Source organism: Limnobacter sp. (assembly GCF_036846585.1).
Lineage (GTDB): Bacteria > Pseudomonadota > Gammaproteobacteria > Burkholderiales > Burkholderiaceae_B > Limnobacter.
Genome location: NZ_DAIUBR010000040.1, coordinates 1 through 21,772 on the forward strand (window position 1 = coordinate 1; position 21,772 = coordinate 21,772).

Genomic DNA, 21,772 nt, shown 5'->3' on the forward strand with positions numbered 1-21,772 from the left:
GATCAAGGCTGCTGGTGAAGAGGCAGCACCGCATTTGTCGTGCGTGGGCTCGTCCAAAGAAAAAGTACGGGCACTTTTGAAACAGTACAAAGGACACGGAATCAAGCGCATTGTGGCGCTGCGGGGCGACCTGCCTTCGGGCATGCTGGAAACGGGGTCATTTCGCTATGCCAGTGAGTTGGTCGAATTCATTCGCCAGGAAACGGGCGATCATTTTTTCATTGAAGTGGCTGCTTACCCCGAGACCCATCCGCAGGCGAAAAGCCCGGCGGCAGATGTGGACGCATTTGTGCACAAAGTGAACTGCGGCGCAAATTCTGCAATTACCCAATATTTTTTCAACCCGGACGCATTCTTGTATTTCCGCGACCAGGTACAAAACCGGATTTCGATTCCATTGATCCCCGGCATCATGCCTGTGACAAATTTCAGTCAACTGGCGCGTTTCTCGGATGCCTGCGGCGCCGAAATTCCACGCTGGATGCGCACCCGTTTACAACACTTTGGTGACGACCGTGAATCGATACGTTCATTCGGGCTGGAAGTGGTGTCCAACCTGTGTGAAAAATTGATCCACGAGGGTGTGGCTGGCCTGCACTTTTACACCATGAACAACGCCCAACCCACTTTGGCAATTCTGGATCGAATCGGCTACTGATCAAGGTCGGGAGCAGGTGATCACCGCCTGCTCGGTGACCACATGATCGAGCAATTGGTCGTGTGGCTCGGCAAAATTATCAAGCAGCTCCGTCTTGGCATAAGCAACGCCGACGGTAAGCGGCTTTGTCGTCAGGCTGTTGAGGGTTCGATCGTACCAGCCAGCCCCGTAGCCCAGGCGTGCACCGTTGCGGTGAAAAGCCACACAAGGAATTAACAGCACATCGGGTTGAACCCAGTTTTTTGTCTTCGGTACGGCAATGTTGTAACGTCCCGGCTCAAGTTCCTGCCCTTGCGCAAACTGAGCAAAACCCAACACTGGGCCTGTTGGCGACTCGCAACACACCGGAAGTGCCCATTCGAATTTTTCAAGCAACGAATTACCCATGATACAGAGTATGTCGGGTTCGCCTTGAGTGGGATAGAACAAGCCCACGGTGCAGGGCTTGAAGGTTTGGAGTAGAGTGAGCAAAGACTTGGATATTTCCCGCCCCAAGGCGGGAATTTCATCGCCCGCCAATTGCGTTCGATATGCCAAGGCGTTTTGTCGCAACGACTTTTTCATGACAGGAACAATGACAATTTTTCACCACATTTCACGTTGGACAGCGCCACCCATTCTGGCGCTGGGTTTGCTTCTTCAACCCGCACTGGCTGACACGCAAGCAGATGTGGAACTGATCAAGCAAATCAAGGAGGCGTATTCTGAGGGCGCCTATGACAAGTTTACCCGCTTGTCTTCCCAGTTGCCGCGAAAAAGCATTTTCAGACCCTACGTGGACATTTGGCAATTCCGGTTTTTTCAGAAAGGCATTGAAAAACAGTATCCGGACAAGGAAATTGTTTGGCGAAAAGCCGATGTAATTCCCTTGCTGAATTCCTATGAGAATACATGGCCAGCCGAAAGTTTGCGACGCGACTGGATTGAACAACTGGCACGCACCGCGCAGTGGGAAGAGTTCGCAGAACAACGCAAATTGCTGCGTTACAGGCCAGATCAGGGCGTTGAATGCGCTGACCTGATGCATGCCGCCGAACAGGGACAACTGGTTCGGTACAAGTTGAATGCAGTGCTTAGCCACGACAAACGCCTGCCAAAAACCTGCCGGGTGTTGCTGAAGAACCTGTACAAAGTGGGTGGGGTCAGTGCCCAAGACCTGGATAAGCATGTACTGCAGATGGTGGCCAGCAACCAGTTGACCAACGCGATCAAGTTTGTGGATGAATTCGATGACACTGCGTGGGGCAAGGCGATCAGTAGCGCCACCTTGCGGAAGGCCATTTTCAATCCTGAAACATATTTGAAATCGCCTGCTGCGGATGCATCAACCGACCTTTATCTTGCAGGCGCTTTGGCGCGCCGTGCGGTGGACGATTTTGAAACCGCGGCACGGCAGATTGAGCACACTTACGCCGGGAAATTGTCGCCCGGTTCCGAACAGTGGCTTTGGGCCCATGTGGGTTATCGTGCAGGCCTGGTGTGGAATCGGGATGCATTGTCGTATTTCAGGCGCAGCAACCCGGACGTGATGAGCCATGAGCAACAGGAATGGAAAGTGCGCTCGGCTTTGTTGCTTGAAGACTGGCCCGCTGTGCTGCAAGCCAGCAACGAACTGAGCCCAACGCTGAAAGAAGACAAAGCGTGGGTGTATTGGCGCGGCAGGGCTTTGGCTGTCAACGGCAAACATGTTGAGGCCCGCCAGGAATGGATCAAGGCAAGCAGCCCGTTTTCTTTTTATGGCAAGTTGGCTCACGAAGAATTGGGCGACACAGTGACCGCCCCAAAACGCCCGGAGTTGCTGACCGCAGCTGAGCTGGATGCCGCCAAAAAGAACCCTGGGCTGATCCGTTCGCTTGCCTTGTACGATGCCGGTTTGCGAACTGAAGGTTTTTGGGAATTCAACCTGCAGGTTGCGCAAATGAGCGACCGGCAACTGCTGGCGGCTGCAACCTGGGCTGAACGCAACCAGCTGTACGACCGCGCAATTGCGGCGGCGGACCGAACCGAAATTGAACACGACCTGGGTTTGCGTTACCTGACACCGTTTCGCGAAAACATGCGTGCCAAAACACGGGAAGTTGGTGTGGATGAATCGTGGGTATATGGCCTGATTCGTCAGGAATCCCGCTTTGTGACCATTGCCCGTTCTGGCGTGGGTGCCAGTGGTTTGATGCAGGTGATGCCAGCCACCGCCAAGTATGTTGCACGAAAAATCGGTTTGTCCAGCTTCAAACCTGCAGACATCACAGAAATTGAAACCAACCTGACTTTGGGCACCAGCTATCTGAAAATGGTGTTCGAGCAGCACGACCAGTCACCAGTGTTGGCCTCTGCTGGATACAACGCAGGGCCAAGCCGCCCTTCCCTGTGGAAACGCAGACTCGGGGACCGGCAAATTGAAGGGGCGATTTTTGCGGAATTGATCCCTTTTGACGAAACCCGGGGTTACGTGAAGAACGTGATGTCCAATACGGTGGCTTATTCCCTGCTGTTGAACAATGCTTCGATCCCCTTGAAACAAAGACTCGGTATCATCTATGGATCCAAGTAATCAGGTAAATGCTGTTTCTATGAGTAAAATTAAAAATGTGTTGGTGATCGGCGGCTCTGGCTTTATCGGGCAGGCCGTGTGCAATCAACTGGCCCAAGCTGGCCACAAAATTACCGTGCCCACGCGCCGGTACGAGAAAGCAAAGCACCTGCTGACCTTGCCCACCTGTCAAATTGTTGAAGCCAATATTCACGACCGGGCCACATTGGGCCGATTGGTGACAGGCCAGGACATTGTGGTCAATCTATTGGGTGTGCTGCACAGCAAACCTGGCAAACCTTATGGGCAAAACTTCCGGGTGAACCACGTGGAGTTTCCAAAAGCGCTGTGTGCGGCCATGTCCAAACATGGCGTGAAACGAATCATTCACATCAGTGCATTGGGCGTGGGCGTTCAAAACCCAGCGCCTTCGATGTACTTGCGCTCAAAAACCGATGGCGAGACCGTGGTGAAAGACAGCAGCCTGGCCTGGACCATGCTTCGCCCCTCCGTGGTATTTGGTCGAGACGACAATTTTCTGAACACCTTTGCCAAACTGGCCAAACTGCTGCCAGTCATACCCTTGGCCGGCGCTGATGCGCGTTTTCAGCCGGTGTCTGTCAGCGATGTGGCCAAGGCGGTGATGGCCTGCATCGAAGACCAAGGCAAGGAAACCGTGCACAACACTTACGATTTGGTGGGCACAGAGATTTTCACGTTGAAGGAACTGGTGCAACTGTCGGCCCGCGCGGTTGGAAAAAACCCATTGATATTCGGCATTCCCGATGCGGCCGCCAAAGTGCAAGCTTTCCTGATGGAACTTGCTCCCGGTGAGCCCCTCATGAGCCGCGACAATGTCGATTCCATGAAAATTGACAACATCCGCACCTCTGGTCGGCCATTCCCCTTGCCCAACCATGAATGTTTGTCGGTCGTGGCCCACGAATACCTTCGGGCAAAACATTTGCCGTCGGATCTTGATGAATTTCGAACCCGTGCGCACCGCCAGGACTAGCCCTTAAGCCTTGATTCGTCGTACAATTTCGCTTTGCACAACGCAGCCGCACGTCGACAGATTGGCTGCGTTTGTTTTTACAGCCCCGCGTTTTGCCTAAACATCGCCAAAAGAGAGTTTTGCCGTGACTGACCACCTGATGAAAACCTATGCCCGCCAACCAATCGCCTTTACCCATGGCGATGGCGTATGGATGTGGTCTACCGATGGCAAAAAATACCTGGACGGCCTGGCTGGCATTGCAGTGAACGGGCTGGGGCACAACCACCCAAAACTGGTGAAAGCCATTGCTGAACAGGCTGGCAAGCTGATTCACACCTCGAACCTGTACGGCATTGTGGAACAGGCTGAACTGGCCGACCGTCTATGCGAGATTTCCGGCATGCAAGAAGCTTTTTTCTGCAATTCTGGCGCAGAGGCCAACGAAGCAGCCATCAAGCTGGCGAAATACTACGGTCACAAAAAAGGCATTGAAAACGCAAAGATCATTGTGATGGATCGCGCGTGGCATGGCCGAACCCTGGCCACGCTGGCCGCCACAGACAGCCCGAAAGCCAAAATCGGCTTTGGCGATTTGCCCGGCGGCTTTGTGCGCGTGCCCTACAAGAACTTTGCTGCCATTGAACAAGCGGCCGATGAGCACCCGGAAATTCAGGCTGTATTGCTGGAGGTACTGCAAGGCGAAGGCGGCATCAATGTGGCCGACACTGAATACCTGCAGGCATTGCGCAAACTGTGCACGGCCAAAGGCTGGTTGTTGATGATTGACGAGGTACAAAGCGGAATTGGACGCACTGGCAAGTGGTTTGGTTACCAACACGCGGACATTCATCCTGACGTCATTACCTTGGCCAAAGGGTTGGGTTCCGGTGTGCCGATTGGCGCTTGCCTGGCTGCAGGGCCTGCAGCGGGCGTATTTACGCCCGGCACCCACGGCACCACGTTTGGTGGTGGCCCGCTGGTTTCCGTTGCAGCTTTGGCCACGCTGAAAATCATGGAAGAAGAGGGATTGCTAGCGCATGCCGAGCAAATGGGGCAGCTGATTCGCGCTGTTTTGTCACGTGAACTGGCAGGTATCGCCGGGGTGAAAGATATTCGCGGCCGCGGCCTGATGGTCGGTGTTGAGCTGTGGAAACCTTGCGGAGAACTGGTTGCGATTGCGCGCGACAAGGGCCTGATTATCAACGTAACCCGAGACAATGTGGTGCGTCTGTTGCCGCCATTGGTGATTAAGAAAGAAGAAGCAGAAACGCTGGCCATGGAACTGGCCCCATTGATTAAAGCGTTTCTTGAACAATCCGCATAAGGAGGAACCGGCCTGCCAGGCAAGCCGGTCTACAAAAATGCCTATCAAACATTTTTTGCAGTTCAACGACATTTCGAAAGACGAGTTCGAGTACTTGATGCAATCGTCTCGCGACGTGAAAGCGCGATTCAAGCGTTACGAACCCTATTACCCGATGCAAGACCGCACGCTGGTGATGATTTTCGAAAAAGCATCCACGCGCACGCGCTTGAGCTTTGAGGCGGGCATGCACCAACTGGGCGGTTCTGCCATTTACCTGAACACCAAAGACTCCCAGTTGGGTCGCGGTGAACCAGTGGAAGACGCTGCGCAGGTCATTTCACGTATGTGCGACATAGTGATGATTCGCACATACGAGCAGGAAATTATCGAACGCTTCGCGGCCAACAGCCGTGTGCCGGTCATTAATGGACTGACCAATGAATACCACCCCTGCCAGATTTTGGCGGACATTTTTACATTCATTGAACACCGTGGCAGCATTCAAGGCAAAACCGTGGCCTGGGTGGGCGATGGCAACAACATGTGCGCCACCTGGCTGCAAGCCGCTGAATTGCTGGACTTCAAAGTAAATATTTCCACACCCAGCGACTACAACATCGACCCGGCCAAAACCAACATCAAGGGCACGCACCACGAGTGGTTTGAGGACCCGATGGACGCCTGCAAAGGTGCAGATTTGGTGACCACCGACGTGTGGACCAGCATGGGTTTTGAGAACGAGAACAAGGCACGCCGCCGTGCGTTTGCAGACTTTCAGGTGGACACAGAAATGATGGATGTGGCCAACCCGGAGGCACTGTTCATGCACTGCCTGCCCGCCCACCGTGGCGAGGAAGTGGCGGCCGAAGTAATTGACGGGCCAAAAAGCGTGGTGTGGGATGAGGCAGAAAACCGCCTGCACACGCAAAAGGCCCTAATGGAATTCCTTTTGTTGGGCCGCAAGTAAGCGGACCCGTAACTACCCTTTTTGAATCGAGAACCATGAGCGACATCAACAAAGTAGTACTCGCCTATTCAGGCGGTTTGGACACCTCAGTCATTCTGAAATGGCTGCAAGACACCTACGGTTGCGAAATCGTGACTTTCACGGCCGATTTGGGCCAAGGTGAGGAACTGGAACCCGCACGCCAGAAGGCATTGAAATTCGGCATCAAGCCCGAGAACATTTACATCGATGACGTGCGTGAAGAATTTGTGCGCGATTTCGTGTTTCCCATGTTTCGTGCCAACACTGTGTATGAGGGTGAATACTTGCTGGGCACATCGATTGCCCGCCCTTTGATCGCCAAGCGTTTGATCGACATTGCGCGTGAAACAGGTGCAGACGCGATTTCACACGGCGCAACCGGCAAAGGCAATGACCAGGTTCGATTCGAGTTGGGTGCCTACGCGCTGATGCCCGGCGTAAAAATTATTGCCCCATGGCGCGAATGGGATTTGTTAAGCCGCGAGAAACTGCTGAAGTACGCAGAAGACGCCGGCATTGAAATCGACATGAAGCACAAGAAAGGTGGCGCACCCTATTCCATGGACGCCAACCTGCTGCACATCAGCTTTGAAGGCCGCCACCTGGAAAACCCGGGTGCAGAAGCCGAAGAAGCCATGTGGCGCTGGACAGTGAGCCCCGAGGCTGCACCCGATGAAGCCGAATACTTGGACATTGAATACGAGAAGGGCGACATTGTTGCCCTGAACGGCAAGAAAATGAGCCCGGCCACCGTGCTGACCGAACTGAACCGCTTGGGCGGCAAGCATGGCATTGGCCGCCTTGACCTGGTGGAAAACCGCTACGTGGGCATGAAAAGCCGTGGCTGCTACGAAACCCCAGGCGGCACCATTATGTTGAAGGCCCACCGCGCCATTGAATCGATCACGCTGGACCGTGAAGTGGCCCATCTGAAAGACGATTTGATGCCCCGCTACGCCAGCATGATTTACAACGGCTACTGGTGGGCACCAGAACGTGTGGCACTGCAAACCCTGATCGACCACACCCAAAGTACAGTGAATGGTTGGGTGCGTGTGAAGCTGTACAAGGGCAATGTGATTGTGGTGGCCCGTGATTCGAAAACAGATTCACTGTTCGACCAAAATATTGCTACGTTTGACGAAGACGGCGGCGCCTACAACCAGGCCGATGCGGGCGGTTTCATCAAGCTGAACGCCTTGCGCCTGCGCATTGCGGCCAATGCGAAGTTAAAGCGCGGCTAAAGTTGTCTCGAGGTTATGGCGAGCAAAAACCGCTGCCTTTGGGTGGCGGTTTTTTTATGCCTGAATCAAATTGGGTTCCGGTTCAAGCAACACGCCGAACCTGTCCTTAACTTGTGCCTGCACATAGCGAATCAGTTGCAGCAATTCGCTGCCCTGCCCCTGCCCCAGATTAACCAGTATCAGGGCCTGCTTGCTGTAAACACCCACGCCACCCAGCACATGGCCTTTCAAGCCACAGTGATCAATCAGCCAGCCGGCCGCCAGCTTCACCCTGTTCAGCCCGGCCGGGTAATGCACCACATTCGGAAACTGTTCAATCAAGGCCTTCGCCTGCGCTGCACCAACAATCGGATTTTTGAAAAAACTGCCGCTGTTGCCCAGTACCACGGGGTCTGGCAATTTTTCTGTGCGAATGGCACACACCGCCTTCAGAACATTCATAGGGCTAATCGCCCCAAATTGCCCTACACACCGGGCCACATCGCCATAACCCAACACCGGCTGCCACTGCACAGGCAAAGCAAAATCTACTGCGGTAATGACATAACGGCCCTGTGCAGCATGCTTGAACACGCTGTCGCGGTAGGCAAACTCACATTCATCCACCGTGAAAGCCCGTTCCAGTTGCGTGTCCAGATCGAATACATGAACAGCGGACACGCGGTCTTTCAGCTCTACCCCATAGGCCCCAATATTTTGAACAGGGCTTGCCCCCACACAACCGGGAATCAGGGCCAGGTTTTCCAACCCCCCCCAACCCATGGCCACGGTCCACTCCACGGTTTGGTGCCAGTTTTCGCCTGCTTGCACCCGTAAATGGTGATGAACACCATCGCAACCCAAATACTGATGCCCCTTTAAGGCTACTTTCCACACAGTGGCGTCCACCTGCGGGTTGGTAAACACCGTATTGCTGCCTTCGCCCAGCAACAAAAAAGCTTGCTCTTCTTGCCTGGCGCGGGCAAAAGCCAGTAAATCGGCCCTATTGGCCAGCAAACGCAACTCGCGGGCACGGGCAGGCAAACCGAAGGTGTGCAAGGGTTGCAGATCGACGCTGTGGGTAGCAGTGAGGGCTGACATAGGGGGGAGTCTAGCGATTACAATGAGGCATTATGCTTGAAGGAATGAACTATGCCGTCTTTTGATGTGGTCTGCAAACCGGACTTGATCGAATTGCGCAATGCAGTTGATCAGGTAAACAAGGAAATTGGTACCCGTTTTGATTTCAAGGGGTCTGATTCCAAGGTTGAATTGAACGAAAACACCATCATGGTGTATGCCGACGATGACTTCAAACTGGAGCAAATCGCCGAGATTATTCGCAACAAATGCGCCAAGCGCAATGTGGACGTTCGCTTCTTGACCTTTGACAAGAAAGAAAAAGTGTCGGGCGACAGAATCAAGCAAACCGTGACCGTGAAAAACGGGCTGGACAAAGATCTGGCCAAACAGGTGGTAAAGGAAATCAAAGACAGCAAGATGAAGGTGCAAGCCAGCATTCAGGGCGACACCGTGCGCATTCAGGGTGCCAAACGCGACGATTTGCAAGGTGCCATTGCCTTGCTGAAACAGAAAGTGACCGAAACACCGCTGGGTTTCGAAAATTTCCGCGACTAAACACAACCAAACACATTGTTACTATTGAAGGACACGCCATGAGCGCAGACCATTCACACGACCATGACCACCACGGTCACAAACACGGCCCCGATTGCGGCCACAACCACGATGTGGTGTACAACAAGGTGGTGAAGGCCAACCACAAAGTGGCCGCAGTGCTGCTGCGCAATGCCAAAACCATTGAGCTGACATTTGATGAGCGCCAGGAAGTACCCCACGATGTGAAGGCCACCGATGGCAGCACCCTGATTTGCCACCTGCACGACACCGTGGAAGTGGGCGACAAACTGGTTTCGAACACCAATGAATGGGCCATTGTGGCGGCCGCGCAAGAAGAACTGTTTGAAGTGGCCCGCGGCCAGAAAGGCTTCGAAGAGTTTTTGCATGTGGCAGGCCTGAACTTTTGGCCTGCACAGTTAAATGACACCGGCGCACGGGTCGTAGCCAGCCACGAATGCATGCACATGCTGGAGCATTTCGAACTGAAATTCAGCACACTGACTGCGCCCATGCTGGAAATTGTGGCGCCTGAGCTAAAGCACCAGGACTGCTGCGACCACGATCACGGGCACGCACATTCACATGAGCACAAACACGGCCCGGATTGTGGCCACGACCACTGAGCAACACCACCAGGCAGTAAAAAGGATTTCCCGGCATGAGAGACGCACAAGCACCCATCACCTTTTATCGCAAAGACTACACCGCGCCGAACCACAAAATCAGCCATGCTGATTTAACGTTCACGCTAAACCCTTCGCGCACCAAGGTGACAAGTCGCTTACAATTTCAAGCCTGGAGCGATTCAAACCCGGACAACCTGCCCCTTGAACTGGACGGGGAAGAACTGGAACTGGAACAGGTGCTGCTTAACGGCGAGAAACTGAACGCCACACGCTACACCCAAACCCCTACCGGTTTAACCATTCACAACCCGGGCCGTGAAGGTGTGCTGGAAGTGACCGCGCACATTCAACCCGATCAAAACACCCGGCTTGAAGGTCTGTATGTGTCCAACGGCAACTTTTTCACGCAATGCGAAGCACAGGGTTTCAGGCGAATTACTTACTTTTCCGACCGCCCGGATGTGCTGAGCCAGTTCACGGTCACCCTGATTGCCAACGAAGCCACACACCCTGTCAGCCTGTCCAACGGCAACTTGATTGAAGCAAAAAAACTGGGTGAAGGTTTACACATGACACGCTGGGAAGACCCCTTCCCCAAACCCGCTTACCTGTTTGCCTTGGTGGCAGGTCGTTTTGTGTGCCAGGAAGAAACTGTACAAAAAGGCAATGGCAAGCCAGCATTGTTGCAGGTGTGGGTTGAACCGGGCAACCTGGACAAAACCGACTTCGCAATGCAAAGCCTGAAAAAGTCGATTGACTGGGACCGCACTCGCTTTGGCCTGGACCTGGATCTGGACCGCTTCATGATTGTGGCCACCGCCGATTTCAACATGGGCGCAATGGAAAACAAGGGGCTGAACATTTTCAACACCAAGTTCGTGTTCGCCAACCCCGAACTGGCCACAGACGTGGACTTTGAAAACGTGGAAAGCGTGGTGGGCCACGAGTACTTTCACAACTGGACAGGCAACCGCGTCACCTGCCGCGACTGGTTTCAGTTGTCGCTAAAAGAAGGTTTGACCGTGTTTCGCGATCAGGAATTTTCTGCCGACATGATGGCAGAGGGGCTTGATGAAACCCAAGCCAATTCAGCCAGAGCGGTGAAGCGGATTGAAGATGTGAAGGTGCTGCGTGCTGCACAGTTTCCGGAAGATGCAGGCCCCATGGCCCACCCGATCCGACCCGACAGTTATCAGGAAATCAACAATTTTTACACCGTGACTGTGTATGAAAAAGGCGCCGAGGTTATTCGCATGCAGCACACGCTGCTGGGCGAACAATTGTTTCAGCGCGGCATGCAAATTTACTTTGAACGCCACGACGGCCAAGCCGTAACCTGCGAAGATTTTGTCAGCGCCATGGAAACAGCGCTGCAAGAAACACACCCTGAACTGGACTTGAAACAGTTTCGCCACTGGTACGCCCAAGCGGGCACCCCGGAAGTATTGGCAAGCTGGAAACAGGCCAACGGCAAACTTGAATTGACGCTGCAGCAAAGCTGCCGCCCCACCCCAGGGCAGACCAGGAAGCCCGCCTTTCACATTCCGGTGAAACTGGGTTTCGTGGACATGGGCAGTGGACAAGACATGCCATTGGTGCTGGAAAACCACACCAACGCTTTGCATGGCGATGTGCTTGATTTCACCGAGACTACGCAAACATTTGTGTTCACCAGGCTTGACAAACCGGTGGTGCCCTCTCTTCTGCGCGGCTTTTCCGCCCCTGTGGTGCTGCAAACCGCGCACAACACCGATGATTTGATTTTCCTCGCGGGGCATGACAATGACCCTTTCAACCGTTGGGATGCCTGCCAGAAAATATACGGCAAAGCCATTCTGGACATTTACCTGCAACGCGGCCAAACCGATGGAGCCAACACCCGGGCTGCGGTTCAAATTGCGGGAAACCTGTTGAACGACAAGCAGTTGTCGGACGGTTTTTTGGCCTTGGCCCTGCAACTGCCGGGTGAAGGCACGCTGCTGGAAACATTTGATGGCTTGGTAGACCCTGTGGCCATGCATTTTGCACGCACCACACTTCGCGACCTGCTGGCTTGTACCTACGCAGCCGAATTCAAAAGCATTCATGAGGCTCGCCACGCACCTGGCCAACCCTATGAATACAACGCAGTGGCCGCAAGCCAGCGTGCACTGAAAAACGTAGCCTTGGCTTATCTGGTGGCCGCGGGTGGGGATGAAGAACTGAATGTGGCGAAAGCGCAATATGCCGCTGCGAACAACATGACCGATCGCATGGCCGCGCTGAGCAACCTGGTGCACAATGGCCCCGCCAATCCACCTGAACTGGCCGAATTTTTCGAACGCTTCAAGAATGAGGCGCTGGCCGTGGACAAATGGTTCATGTTGCAGGCCACAGTGCCTGCCAGCAATGAAAATGTGAACACCTTGAATGCAGTGCGTGAGTTGCTGAAGCACCCTGCTTTCACCTTGAAGAACCCCAACCGCGCACGTTCATTGCTAGCCGCATTTGCCATGCAAAACCCAAGTGTGTTCCACACACATTCCGGTGAAGGCTATGCAATGTGGGCAAACCTGGTGATCGAGTTAAACACAATTAATCCACAAGTTGCAGCGCGCATGGCCCGCGGGCTGGACCGCTGGACCAAGCTGGCGCCTGCATTGCAGGAAAAAGCGCGTGCGCAACTGGACAGGATTTTCAACACCGACAATCTTTCGCCAGACGTGCGGGAAGTGATCGGCAAAGCGCTGGACGCCACCACCCATTAACCTGAATTGAACAAAGGACACGTAAATGAGCATGAATTTGGCGCAGTACCTGGAACACCATTCGGATGCCCACATGGGTGTATTGATTTCGGCCATCGCCGAAGTATCGCAGTCCATTTCGGCGGCTGTGCACAAGGGCGCATTGGGCGGCGTGTTGGGCAGCGCCGGTTCAGAAAACGTGCAAGGCGAAACCCAGAAAAAACTGGATATTATTGCCAACGACATGATTCTGGATGCGCTGGCTGCAACAGGCGTGGTAGCGGGCATGGCTTCAGAGGAACTGGATGATTGTTCTCCGGTGCCCGGCCATTCCGACCGCCCTTTCCTTGTGCTGTTCGACCCGCTGGACGGATCAAGCAACATTGATGTGAACGTGTCGATTGGTACTATTTTCTCGGTGTTGCCCAACCCGGATGTAGGCGAAATCACCAACCAAAGCTTTCTTCAACCCGGCACAGAACAACTGGCTGCGGGCTATGTGGTGTATGGCCCGCAAACGTCGCTGGTGCTGACATTTGGCAAGGGCGTGGTCGCTTTTACGCTGGATCGTGACGCGGGTGAATACATTCAAACCAGCGAAAGCATGGAAATTCCCGAGGACACCAAGGAATTCGCCATCAATATGTCGAATCAGCGCCACTGGTATGCGCCAGTGCAGCGTTACATTGCTGAATTGCTGGAAGGGAAAACCGGCGTGCGCGACAAGGATTTCAACATGCGCTGGATTGCCTCCATGGTGGCCGATGTGCACCGTGTACTGACACGGGGCGGCATTTTCATGTACCCCAAAGACCTGCGCGACCCCAACAAACCCGGCAAACTGCGCTTGATGTACGAGGCCAACCCGATGAGCATGCTGGTGGAGCAAGCCGGCGGCAAAAGTTTTGATGCCACCCAGCGCATTCTGGACATTCAACCCACCGATTTACACCAGCGCTGCGCGGTGATGCTGGGTTCAGCCCAAGAAGTTCAGCGCGTAAGCGACTACCACAAAGGCTGATTCACTACTTAGTTGCCAAACTTCGCGAATTCACGCTCTGCATCTGCTTTGCGCTTGTATTCGCGTTGCTTGGAATCAATTTCTGCCAGCAAATAATAGTTGTCCTTGGCGTATCGTTTGGCAATTTCGGCCTGTTCAATGGCTGGCAAATAAGCCTGACGCGCATTGTACGACTGTGCCAAGGCCATGTGGTGTTCAGCGGGTTTTCGCAAAGCCAGTGCACTTTGCGCCAGCAAGTCAAATACCTCGGGCACTGAACGATAAGCCAGGGAAAGTTCTTTCAGGTACGCATCTGATTCAGCAAACAAACCCAAGCGCTGCAAACCTTCGGCATACAACAAACGCACAGACATATCGCTTTTAAATTCATTGCGCAGCTCGACGAGTCGATCAAGCAAAGCGGTTTCCTTCGCATCAAGGGCTGCGCGTTCCCGGATTGGGCGTTCCCCCACGGGGGCTGAAGCCAAAGGCAAGCTGACATCCATGGACATGCGCATCTGCTGGCTTTGCAAAAACAACGGCACTGCTGTTTTCTTCACGACAGACTGTGTCGATTTGAATCGCTCAATCGCCTTGTTGCTGGCCACCAGTGCATCCTTTTTCTTGCCCATAGCAGACAACACCAGTGAACGGCCATATTCACGCGCCACAGGGTCTTTGATGCCTTCTTGTTCATTCGGGGATTCGAAGGTGCGCAGGCGATCGGTCAGTTGCTGGTTGCTGCGCTCGGCAAACACAATGGATTTCACCCGAATCAATTCAAATTCAAGGTTGGCCTGCTGACGGTTTTGACCAGCACGCCCCTCCAGACCGGCACGGTTCCGAATGTCGGCAATTCGCTCTGTGGTCAAAGGGTGGGTTCGCAGGTAGGAAGGTGCGTTGTTCTCGTATAGGCGCGAGGCTGTTTGCAAACGCCCAAAGAAGTCCACCATGCCCTGGGTGTCAAAACCGGCTTGCCGAAGGGTCAGAAAACCCACGCGGTCGGCCTCACGTTCGGCATCACGGGAAAAAGCCAACTGCTGATCGAGAGAATACCCTGCACCGGCTGCCATCAAGCCCGACGCAGCCTGCGGATTGGACCCGGCGACCAGCAAGGCGGCGATCATGGCCGCAGTGGCAACCAAACTGCTTTGTTTCTGCTGCCCAAATCGACGGGCAATGTGACGCTGGGTGACGTGACCCACCTCGTGGGCCAACACGGAAGCCAATTCCGATTCGGTTTGGGCCGCTGCAATCAAGCCGGTGTGCACACCAATGTAACCGCCGGGCATGGCAAAGGCGTTCACCGATTTGTCGGTAACCAGGAAAAACTCGAAACCAGAAGGGGATTCCGAAGCCGCCTGAACAATTTTGTTGCCCAGCCTCGTGATGTAGGCCGTGACTTCAGGATCGGTATTCACCGCCCCAAAAGTGCGGTAGTCTTTCATGATCAATGCGCCCAAGCGACGTTCATCCTGAACAGACAGCTCGGCGTCACCCGCATCACCCAAGCTTGGCAGATTGTTCAGCCCGTTGGCGTACACCACAGGCGACAGTGCAGAGGACAGCATCAAGGTACTGCACAGCACACTCGCAACACTTTTACGAAAGTCAAAACGCATCTTGGGCTTTTTACAGTGATAGTCTGGGTATGATAGCGCGGTGTAAAACAAGTTCAATCAACTTCAGTTGCAGCACCGCGTTTCTTGCGTAAAGTTGCGCAAATGAGGTTGAACCAATCAGGGAAAAGCAGGGGATTACAACATGAACGGACTGACGCATTTTGACCAGGAAGGCAACGCACACATGGTCGATGTGGGTGGAAAAAACGAAACCGAACGCAAGGCCGTGGCGATTGGCACCATACAATTGGGAGCCGAAGCCTATGCGGTGCTAAAAGCCGGTACGGCCAAGAAAGGCGATGTGCTGGGTGTGGCGCGCATTGCGGCGATTCAGGGCGCCAAGCGCACATCCGATTTAATTCCCTTGTGCCATCCCCTGCCGCTGACACGATTGGCCGTGGAGTTTGAACTGGACGATTCGAAGTGTGAGGTGCGTTGCGTGTGCACCGCACAAACCGTGGGGAAAACCGGGGTGGAGATGGAAGCCCTTACCGGTGTTCAGGTGGGGCTTCTGACCATTTACGACATGCTTAAAGCGATTGACAAGGGCATGGTGATGACTGAAACCATGCTGCTGGAAAAACGAGGTGGGAAATCTGGAACCTGGATAAATAAATGATCCCAAACTTGGACCTGACAGAAATTAAAGTCGATCTTGACGACAAGCCGCAGGCACATATTCCTTCGCCGCATTTGTGGCGGTTCCGTTTTGCGCGGTAGTAATCGAACAACGCCAAGCCTCAACACGCTGTCCATCAGCAAGTAAAGTTCCGGTCGGATTCAGCGGTTGCAGTACGATTCGATGTCCCCGAATATCGCTGGGGAGAGGTGCTGCATTCACCAAGTTCACAATTATTCTCGGGTTGTTTCCAGCAGCCACCTGAACACTGGCGATATTTTGAGTGTCAATGCTGGGACAGTTCGCCTCATCCACGTTAGCGGGCCTGGTTCCATTGGTTGCGTAGAATTCCACATATCCAGTTTTACAAGATTGAGCGTAATTCACAGCTTCTGATATTCGTGCCCTAGCCAGGTAGTTAGAGTAGGCAGGCACCGCGATTGCAGCCAACACACCAACGATTGCGATCGCAATCATCAATTCAATCAAAGTAAAGCCTTTGGTGTCCTTCGCCCGTTTGAAGGTTGTCAGAGTGTTCATCGTCGCATTCCTCACATCGAAAAGTGGTGTCAAGTCACCATTCTTCGGTGTTCAATGCATGTGAAGTACCCCCACTGGAGTTAAAAACAAAAACCCCACCATTCAGGGGAATGGTGGGGTTTCCAAGTTTGAACGCGCAAGGAGTTAAACCTGAAGCGCTTTATGCACCAATTGCTTTTTTCAGCAATTGACCCATGACGGAGGGATCTTTCGTGACGGTGATGCCGCACTCTTCCATAATCGCCAGTTTTTCCTGGGCTGTTCCCTTGCCACCAGAAATAATCGCACCAGCATGACCCATGCGCTTACCGGGAGGCGCAGTAACACCCGCGATGAAGCCCACAACAGGCTTTTTCATGTTGTCTTTGACCCACAAGGCGGCTTCTTCTTCATCGCTGCCACCAATTTCGCCGATCATGACCACTGCATCGGTGTCAGGGTCATCATTGAACATGCGCATGACATCGATGTGCTTCAAACCGTTCACAGGGTCGCCACCAATGCCCACAGCGGTGGACTGGCCAAGGCCAAGTTCACTTAACTGGCCCACCGCTTCGTAAGTCAGCGTACCGGAACGAGACACAACACCAATGCGGCCTTTCTTGTGAATGTGGCCAGGCATGATGCCGATCTTGATTTCGTCGGGTGTAATGACGCCGGGGCAATTTGGGCCCACAACGATGGTTTTGCGACCTTCGCGGCGCATGCGATCACGCACTTCGATCATGTCGCGAACAGGAATGCCTTCGGTGATACAAATCACGAGATCCAGATCCGCTTCAACCGCTTCCCAAATGGCAGCAGCAGCAAAGGGAGGGGGAACATAAATAACGGATGCGTTGGCACCAGTTTGTTTCTTTGCATCAGCCACGGTGCCGTAAATGGGCACGCCTTCAAAATCTTCGCCCGCTTTCTTGGGGTTCACACCCGCAACAAAGCAGTTTTTGCCGTTGGCGTATTCACGGCACATGCGCGTGTGGAACTGGCCGGTTTTACCTGTAATACCTTGGGTAATTACTTTGGTGTCTTTGTTGATCAGAATAGACATTGTCAAAATCCTTTTTAGTGGCTACCCCAATTCAGATGAGGGCAGCTTTCAATCGTGTTGGATGGCTGTCAAATACGCTGCACCAGGAGCTTATGCGCCCTTGGTGGCAGCCACCACTTTCTGTGCGGCTTCGCCCATGGTGTTGGCGGCAATGATTGGCAAACCGGATTCGGCCAGAATTTTCTTGCCCAAGTCTTCGTTCGTGCCTTTCATGCGAACAACCAGTGGCACTGACAAACCAACGGCCTTTGAGGCCGCAACCACGCCATCTGCGATCACATCGCAACGCATGATGCCGCCGAAAATGTTCACCAAAATGGCCTTAAGGTTCGGGTTTTTCAACATGATCTTGAAAGCTTCAGTCACTTTTTCAGTTGTAGCACCACCACCCACGTCGAGGAAGTTGGCGGGTTCGCCGCCGAATAGCTTGATGGTGTCCATGGTGGCCATGGCCAAACCAGCACCGTTGACCAAGCAACCAATGTTGCCATCCAGGCTGATGTAGCTCAGGTCGAATTTGCTGGCTTCAATTTCCGCTGGGTCTTCTTCGGCCAAATCACGCAGGGCCACAATTTCAGGGTGACGGTGCAAGGCGTTGGAGTCGAAGTTCAGTTTGGCGTCCAGGGCAACGATGTCGCCAGAACCAGTCAAAATGAGTGGGTTGATTTCAGCCAGGCTGGCGTCTGTTTCCCAGAAGGCTTTGTACAAGCCCTGAAACGCCACCCTCGCCTTGGCGATCGATGCTGCAGGAATGCCGATTTTGGCAGCCAGATCGTCGGCCTCAGCGTCGCTGAGGCCAGCCACTGGATCAACGTACACTTTGTGAATCAGATCGGGCGTGTGTTCGGCAACTTCTTCAATTTCCATGCCGCCTTCGCTGGACGCCATCACGCACACGCGTTGCGTAACACGGTCTACGACCATGCCCACATAGTATTCTTTCTTGATGTCCGCACCTTCTTCCACCAGCAAGCGGCTTACTTTCTGGCCTTCGGGGCTGGTTTGGTGGGTAATCAATTGCATGCCCAGAATTTGGCTTGCATAGGTTTTTACATCTGCCAGGCTTTTTGCCACTTTCACGCCGCCACCCATGCCGCGACCACCTGCATGAATTTGCGCCTTCACTACCCACACCGGACCGCCAAGTTTTTCAGCGGCGGCCATGGCCTCGTCAATTGAATAACAGGGGTAGCCAGTTGGCACGACCACACCGTACTTCTTCAGAATTTCCTTGCCTTGATACTCGTGAATCTTCATTTGAATTCCTTGCTGGGAAAGTTAATGCAAATCGGCTAGACGCAACAAGGCGACTGAACTGACAACATTGTAAAGTGGAGAGTGTTTTTTTCGCGTGACAGCGTAAGCGGGTTCTCGGACGTAAAGCCGAGGCAAGGACGAGGCATGCCAAGCATGCTATGAAGGTTTTTATTCATCTCTTTCTTTGCTTCTTGTGTCGTCGAATAACGCTTCGTTATTTAACTAGACTATCACTTCTATGGAAACACATAAGCCGGGTTGGATAATATCACGCATTGGATTTGAACTCTGCAAGAATGCGCCGCCAAGCGCGATCAATGTTGCCAAATTCAAACCCGCGAGATGACAAACCTTTGAAAACTTTGGCTTTCAAGGCCAACAGTCGAGATTGGTTAATCACAATGTCTTCATTAAAAATAGCCGAAAGATCAGAAAACTTGCGGCGCATGATCCAGTCGTAAGCACGATCTTCTTCCGAGGCAAGTGCATCGACAGATTGCTCTTCTGTATCAATCGATTTGATGTCGCCCAAGCCATGCTGACCCAGTTCGGCGGAAATGGCACGGTCACCAAATGTAGAGGCCCTGCGCCGGAAAAGACTAAGCTTGAACCGATCGTCGGATTGAAATTGGTGATTGATAGCCCATTGCACAGCCTCTTGAACTTCATCAACTTCATAACCACGCTGCAACAGCTTGATCCGAAGCTCGGTTTGGCTGTGCTCGCGCCGGGCCAACAAGGCAATGGCTTTGGATTTGGCCGACACCGTGGGCTTTTTGGGCCCCACGGAGCGACCACTTTGGGAATTACTCGGCGTCTTCAGTTTCATTCTTCTTCTTTGAAACCGGCGCTTTGGCTGCTTCTTCCAGCAAGCGTACACCCAGCTTCTCGCGAACCTTGTTTTCGATTTCAGCGGAAAGCACAGGGTTGGCTTTCAGGAAATCGCGGGCATTGTCTTTGCCTTGGCCAATTTTTTCGCCATTGTAGGAATACCAGGCACCGGATTTGTCGACAAAGCCATGCAAAACGCCCAGATCAACCACCTCGCCTTCACGCGAAGTGCCCTGGCCATAAAGAATGTCGAATTCAGCTTGTTTGAAAGGTGGGCTGACCTTGTTTTTGACCACTTTCACACGGGTTTCACTGCCGATCACCTCGTCGCCTTTTTTGATGGCACCAATGCGACGAATATCAAGACGCACAGATGCATAAAACTTCAAGGCGTTGCCACCCGTGGTGGTCTCGGGGCTGCCAAACATGACACCGATTTTCATGCGGATCTGGTTAATGAAAACAACCAGGCAATTGGTGCGCTTGATGTTGGCAGTCAATTTGCGAAGGGCCTGGCTCATCAAACGGGCTTGAAGACCGGGCAGGGAATCGCCCATATCACCTTCAATTTCAGCTTTAGGGGTCAGCGCAGCCACGGAGTCGATGATGACCAGATCAACTGAACCTGAACGCACCAATGCATCCACAATTTCCAGGGCCTGTTCACCGGTGTCTGGCTGGGAGATCAGCAAATCAGGCAAATTAACGCCCAGTTTTGAAGCGTATTGCACATCAAGGGCATGCTCTGCATCAATAAACGCGCAGGTGCCACCCAGCTTCTGCATTTCAGCGATCACTTGCAGGGTTAGCGTTGTTTTGCCTGACGATTCCGGGCCGTAAATTTCGACCACACGGCCGCGTGGCAAGCCACCAATGCCCAAGGCGATGTCAAGACCCAAAGAACCCGTGGACACCGACTGAATGTCGTCGATTACCTCGTTTTCGCCAAAGCGCATGATGCTGCCCTTGCCAAACTGCTTTTCAATTTGACTAAGTGCAGCGGCCAGTGCTTTGACTTTTTCTGAGGACTGGTTCTTTGTTCTGAGATCTTCCATGGTCTGTACCTTCAACTGAATTGGGTTGCGATTTGCGAATTATTGCACAGTTTTTACTGTAAATCTATACAGCCTTTTTGAGTGATACTTTGGACAGTATGGCTAACCCGGCTTGTACCGCCTGATTGCGCACCGCCTCCCGATCACCTTCAAAAACATGATGAAACGCCTCGATGGATTTGTGGCGCACGGCCAAGCCCAGCCAGACCGTGCCCACGGGCTTGTCAACAGACCCACCGCCCGGGCCGGCAATGCCGGACACCGACAGGCAGCAATCCACTCCCAACGCGATCATGCCGCCGTTGGCCATTTCCTTGACACATTCTTCGCTGACAGCGCCAAACTGCTCCAGCGTGGATTCCCGCACATACACCGATTTCATTTTGACCCTGTTCGAGTAGGTAATCAGCCCACCTTCAAACCAGTCGCTGGAACCTGCGATGCTGGTCAGCGCCGAACCCAGGCCACCGCCGGTGCATGATTCAACAACACCAAGCTTGGCGCCCGATCCGTTGAACAGGTCGGCTATGTGTAACAGCAGGGCGTGGTCGGGATTGCTCAAGGTGGTGTTTCCCCGTTGAATCAGTGAACAAAATGAATGTAAATGGCCAAGGCCAGCAATGTAATCAGGGCAGCAACAATGTCGTCGAACATCACGCCAAAACCGTTTTTCCAGTGGCGATCAAACCACCGTATGGGTGGCGGCTTCACCATGTCAAAAAACCGGAATACCACCACGCAGGCCAGTTGCGCCAATGGACTTGAAAAGTGGTTTGACGCGATGAACAACACCAGCCAGATTGCAACAATTTCATCCCAGACTATACCGCCATGGTCAATCACGCCCAAGGCTTTTCCGGTGATCTGGCAACACCAGGCACCCACGACAAAAGCCACAAGAATGAGCCAAAGCCACTGATCGCCAGACAAATACGGATCGATCCACAAGTACAGCAGCCAACCCATCAATGTGCCGAAAGTGCCGGGAAGCACCCAGGCCAAGCCGCTGCCAAAGCCCAAAGCAAGCAGGTGCGCCGGGTGGGCCAGCATGAAACGCCAGTTCAGACGCTGTTGCGAGAGTAAATTCAAGGCCTGGGTTCTGCAA

General features: G+C 53.4%; 21 protein-coding genes. 11 read left to right on the plus strand and 10 right to left on the minus strand.

Features of this window, described 5'->3' with window-relative positions:
• Nucleotides 1-658 (plus strand): methylenetetrahydrofolate reductase (locus V7028_RS13845; protein ID WP_334120672.1); only part of this gene is annotated, 658 nt, incomplete at its 5' end.
• On the opposite strand, the gene V7028_RS13850 is transcribed toward V7028_RS13845, so the two are convergent.
• A complete protein-coding gene (locus V7028_RS13850; RefSeq protein ID WP_334120673.1) occupies nt 659-1,222 on the minus strand; it encodes a 5-formyltetrahydrofolate cyclo-ligase in 564 nt (187 codons plus the stop codon).
• Nucleotides 1,223-1,232: 10 nt separating this feature from the next.
• Here V7028_RS13850 and V7028_RS13855 point away from each other — a divergent pair, with 10 nt between their 5' ends.
• The 5 genes from V7028_RS13855 (at nt 1,233) to V7028_RS13875 (ending at nt 7,723) form a co-directional block, all read left to right on the plus strand.
• A complete protein-coding gene (locus V7028_RS13855; RefSeq protein ID WP_334120674.1) occupies nt 1,233-3,209 on the plus strand; it encodes a lytic transglycosylase domain-containing protein in 1,977 nt (658 codons plus the stop codon).
• 19 nt (nt 3,210-3,228) lie between these two features.
• Nucleotides 3,229-4,203: a complex I NDUFA9 subunit family protein gene (locus V7028_RS13860; RefSeq protein WP_334120675.1), complete on the plus strand. Its 975-nt coding sequence runs from the start codon at nt 3,229-3,231 to the stop codon at nt 4,201-4,203.
• A 124-nt stretch (nt 4,204-4,327) separates the two neighbouring features.
• Complete coding sequence (locus V7028_RS13865) at nt 4,328-5,509, plus strand: aspartate aminotransferase family protein (RefSeq protein WP_442918746.1); 1,182 nt, start codon at nt 4,328-4,330, stop codon at nt 5,507-5,509.
• 37 nt (nt 5,510-5,546) lie between these two features.
• Entirely contained in the window at nt 5,547-6,458 is a 912-nt protein-coding gene (gene argF, locus V7028_RS13870; RefSeq protein WP_334120676.1) for an ornithine carbamoyltransferase, read from the plus strand.
• A gap of 35 nt (nt 6,459-6,493) precedes the next feature.
• A complete protein-coding gene (locus V7028_RS13875; protein ID WP_334120677.1) occupies nt 6,494-7,723 on the plus strand; it encodes an argininosuccinate synthase in 1,230 nt (409 codons plus the stop codon).
• 54 nt (nt 7,724-7,777) lie between these two features.
• Here V7028_RS13875 and murB read toward each other — a convergent pair whose 3' ends face one another.
• The gene (gene murB / locus V7028_RS13880; RefSeq protein ID WP_334120678.1) at nt 7,778-8,803 is read right to left on the minus strand and encodes a UDP-N-acetylmuramate dehydrogenase; all 1,026 of its coding nucleotides are present in this window, start codon (nt 8,801-8,803) and stop codon (nt 7,778-7,780) included.
• Nucleotides 8,804-8,854: 51 nt separating this feature from the next.
• On the opposite strand from murB, the gene V7028_RS13885 reads away from it, so the two are divergent.
• From V7028_RS13885 to V7028_RS13900, 4 genes are read left to right on the plus strand one after another with little or no spacing between them, the layout of a single operon-like run.
• Nucleotides 8,855-9,340: a YajQ family cyclic di-GMP-binding protein gene (locus V7028_RS13885; RefSeq protein ID WP_334120679.1), complete on the plus strand. Its 486-nt coding sequence runs from the start codon at nt 8,855-8,857 to the stop codon at nt 9,338-9,340.
• A gap of 38 nt (nt 9,341-9,378) precedes the next feature.
• Complete coding sequence (locus V7028_RS13890; protein WP_334120680.1) at nt 9,379-9,966, plus strand: hypothetical protein; 588 nt, start codon at nt 9,379-9,381, stop codon at nt 9,964-9,966.
• Nucleotides 9,967-10,001: 35 nt separating this feature from the next.
• A complete protein-coding gene (gene pepN / locus V7028_RS13895) occupies nt 10,002-12,716 on the plus strand; it encodes an aminopeptidase N (protein ID WP_334120681.1) in 2,715 nt (904 codons plus the stop codon).
• Nucleotides 12,717-12,747: 31 nt separating this feature from the next.
• Nucleotides 12,748-13,716 carry a class 1 fructose-bisphosphatase gene (locus tag V7028_RS13900; RefSeq protein WP_442918748.1) on the plus strand — a complete coding sequence of 323 codons (969 nt, stop codon included), beginning with the start codon at nt 12,748-12,750 and terminating at the stop codon, nt 13,714-13,716.
• A gap of 8 nt (nt 13,717-13,724) precedes the next feature.
• On the opposite strand, the gene V7028_RS13905 is transcribed toward V7028_RS13900, so the two are convergent.
• Nucleotides 13,725-15,266: a M48 family metallopeptidase gene (locus tag V7028_RS13905; RefSeq protein ID WP_334120683.1), complete on the minus strand. Its 1,542-nt coding sequence runs from the start codon at nt 15,264-15,266 to the stop codon at nt 13,725-13,727.
• A gap of 193 nt (nt 15,267-15,459) precedes the next feature.
• On the opposite strand from V7028_RS13905, the gene moaC reads away from it, so the two are divergent.
• Nucleotides 15,460-15,936, plus strand: a complete 477-nt coding sequence (moaC, locus tag V7028_RS13910; protein WP_334120684.1) for a cyclic pyranopterin monophosphate synthase MoaC — start codon at nt 15,460-15,462, stop codon at nt 15,934-15,936.
• A gap of 24 nt (nt 15,937-15,960) precedes the next feature.
• Here the strand turns inward: moaC and V7028_RS13915 are convergent, their stop codons facing one another.
• The 7 genes from V7028_RS13915 to V7028_RS13945 all read right to left on the minus strand — a co-directional run.
• Entirely contained in the window at nt 15,961-16,476 is a 516-nt protein-coding gene (locus V7028_RS13915) for a pilin (protein ID WP_334120685.1), read from the minus strand.
• A gap of 160 nt (nt 16,477-16,636) precedes the next feature.
• A complete protein-coding gene (sucD, locus tag V7028_RS13920; protein WP_008252667.1) occupies nt 16,637-17,524 on the minus strand; it encodes a succinate--CoA ligase subunit alpha in 888 nt (295 codons plus the stop codon).
• 90 nt (nt 17,525-17,614) lie between these two features.
• Nucleotides 17,615-18,781, minus strand: a complete 1,167-nt coding sequence (gene sucC, locus V7028_RS13925; protein ID WP_334120686.1) for an ADP-forming succinate--CoA ligase subunit beta — start codon at nt 18,779-18,781, stop codon at nt 17,615-17,617.
• Between the two features lie 268 nt (nt 18,782-19,049).
• The gene (locus tag V7028_RS13930; protein ID WP_334120687.1) at nt 19,050-19,610 is read right to left on the minus strand and encodes a regulatory protein RecX; all 561 of its coding nucleotides are present in this window, start codon (nt 19,608-19,610) and stop codon (nt 19,050-19,052) included.
• The gene (recA, locus tag V7028_RS13935; RefSeq protein ID WP_334120688.1) at nt 19,588-20,667 is read right to left on the minus strand and encodes a recombinase RecA; all 1,080 of its coding nucleotides are present in this window, start codon (nt 20,665-20,667) and stop codon (nt 19,588-19,590) included. Before recA ends, V7028_RS13930 begins: the two co-directional genes overlap by 23 nt.
• 64 nt (nt 20,668-20,731) lie before the next feature.
• On the minus strand, nt 20,732-21,229 hold the full coding sequence (locus tag V7028_RS13940; RefSeq protein ID WP_334120689.1) for a CinA family protein: 498 nt from the start codon (nt 21,227-21,229) through the stop codon (nt 20,732-20,734).
• A gap of 20 nt (nt 21,230-21,249) precedes the next feature.
• On the minus strand, nt 21,250-21,772 hold a 523-nt coding region (locus V7028_RS13945; protein ID WP_442918747.1), incomplete at its 5' end, for a phosphatidylglycerophosphatase A family protein.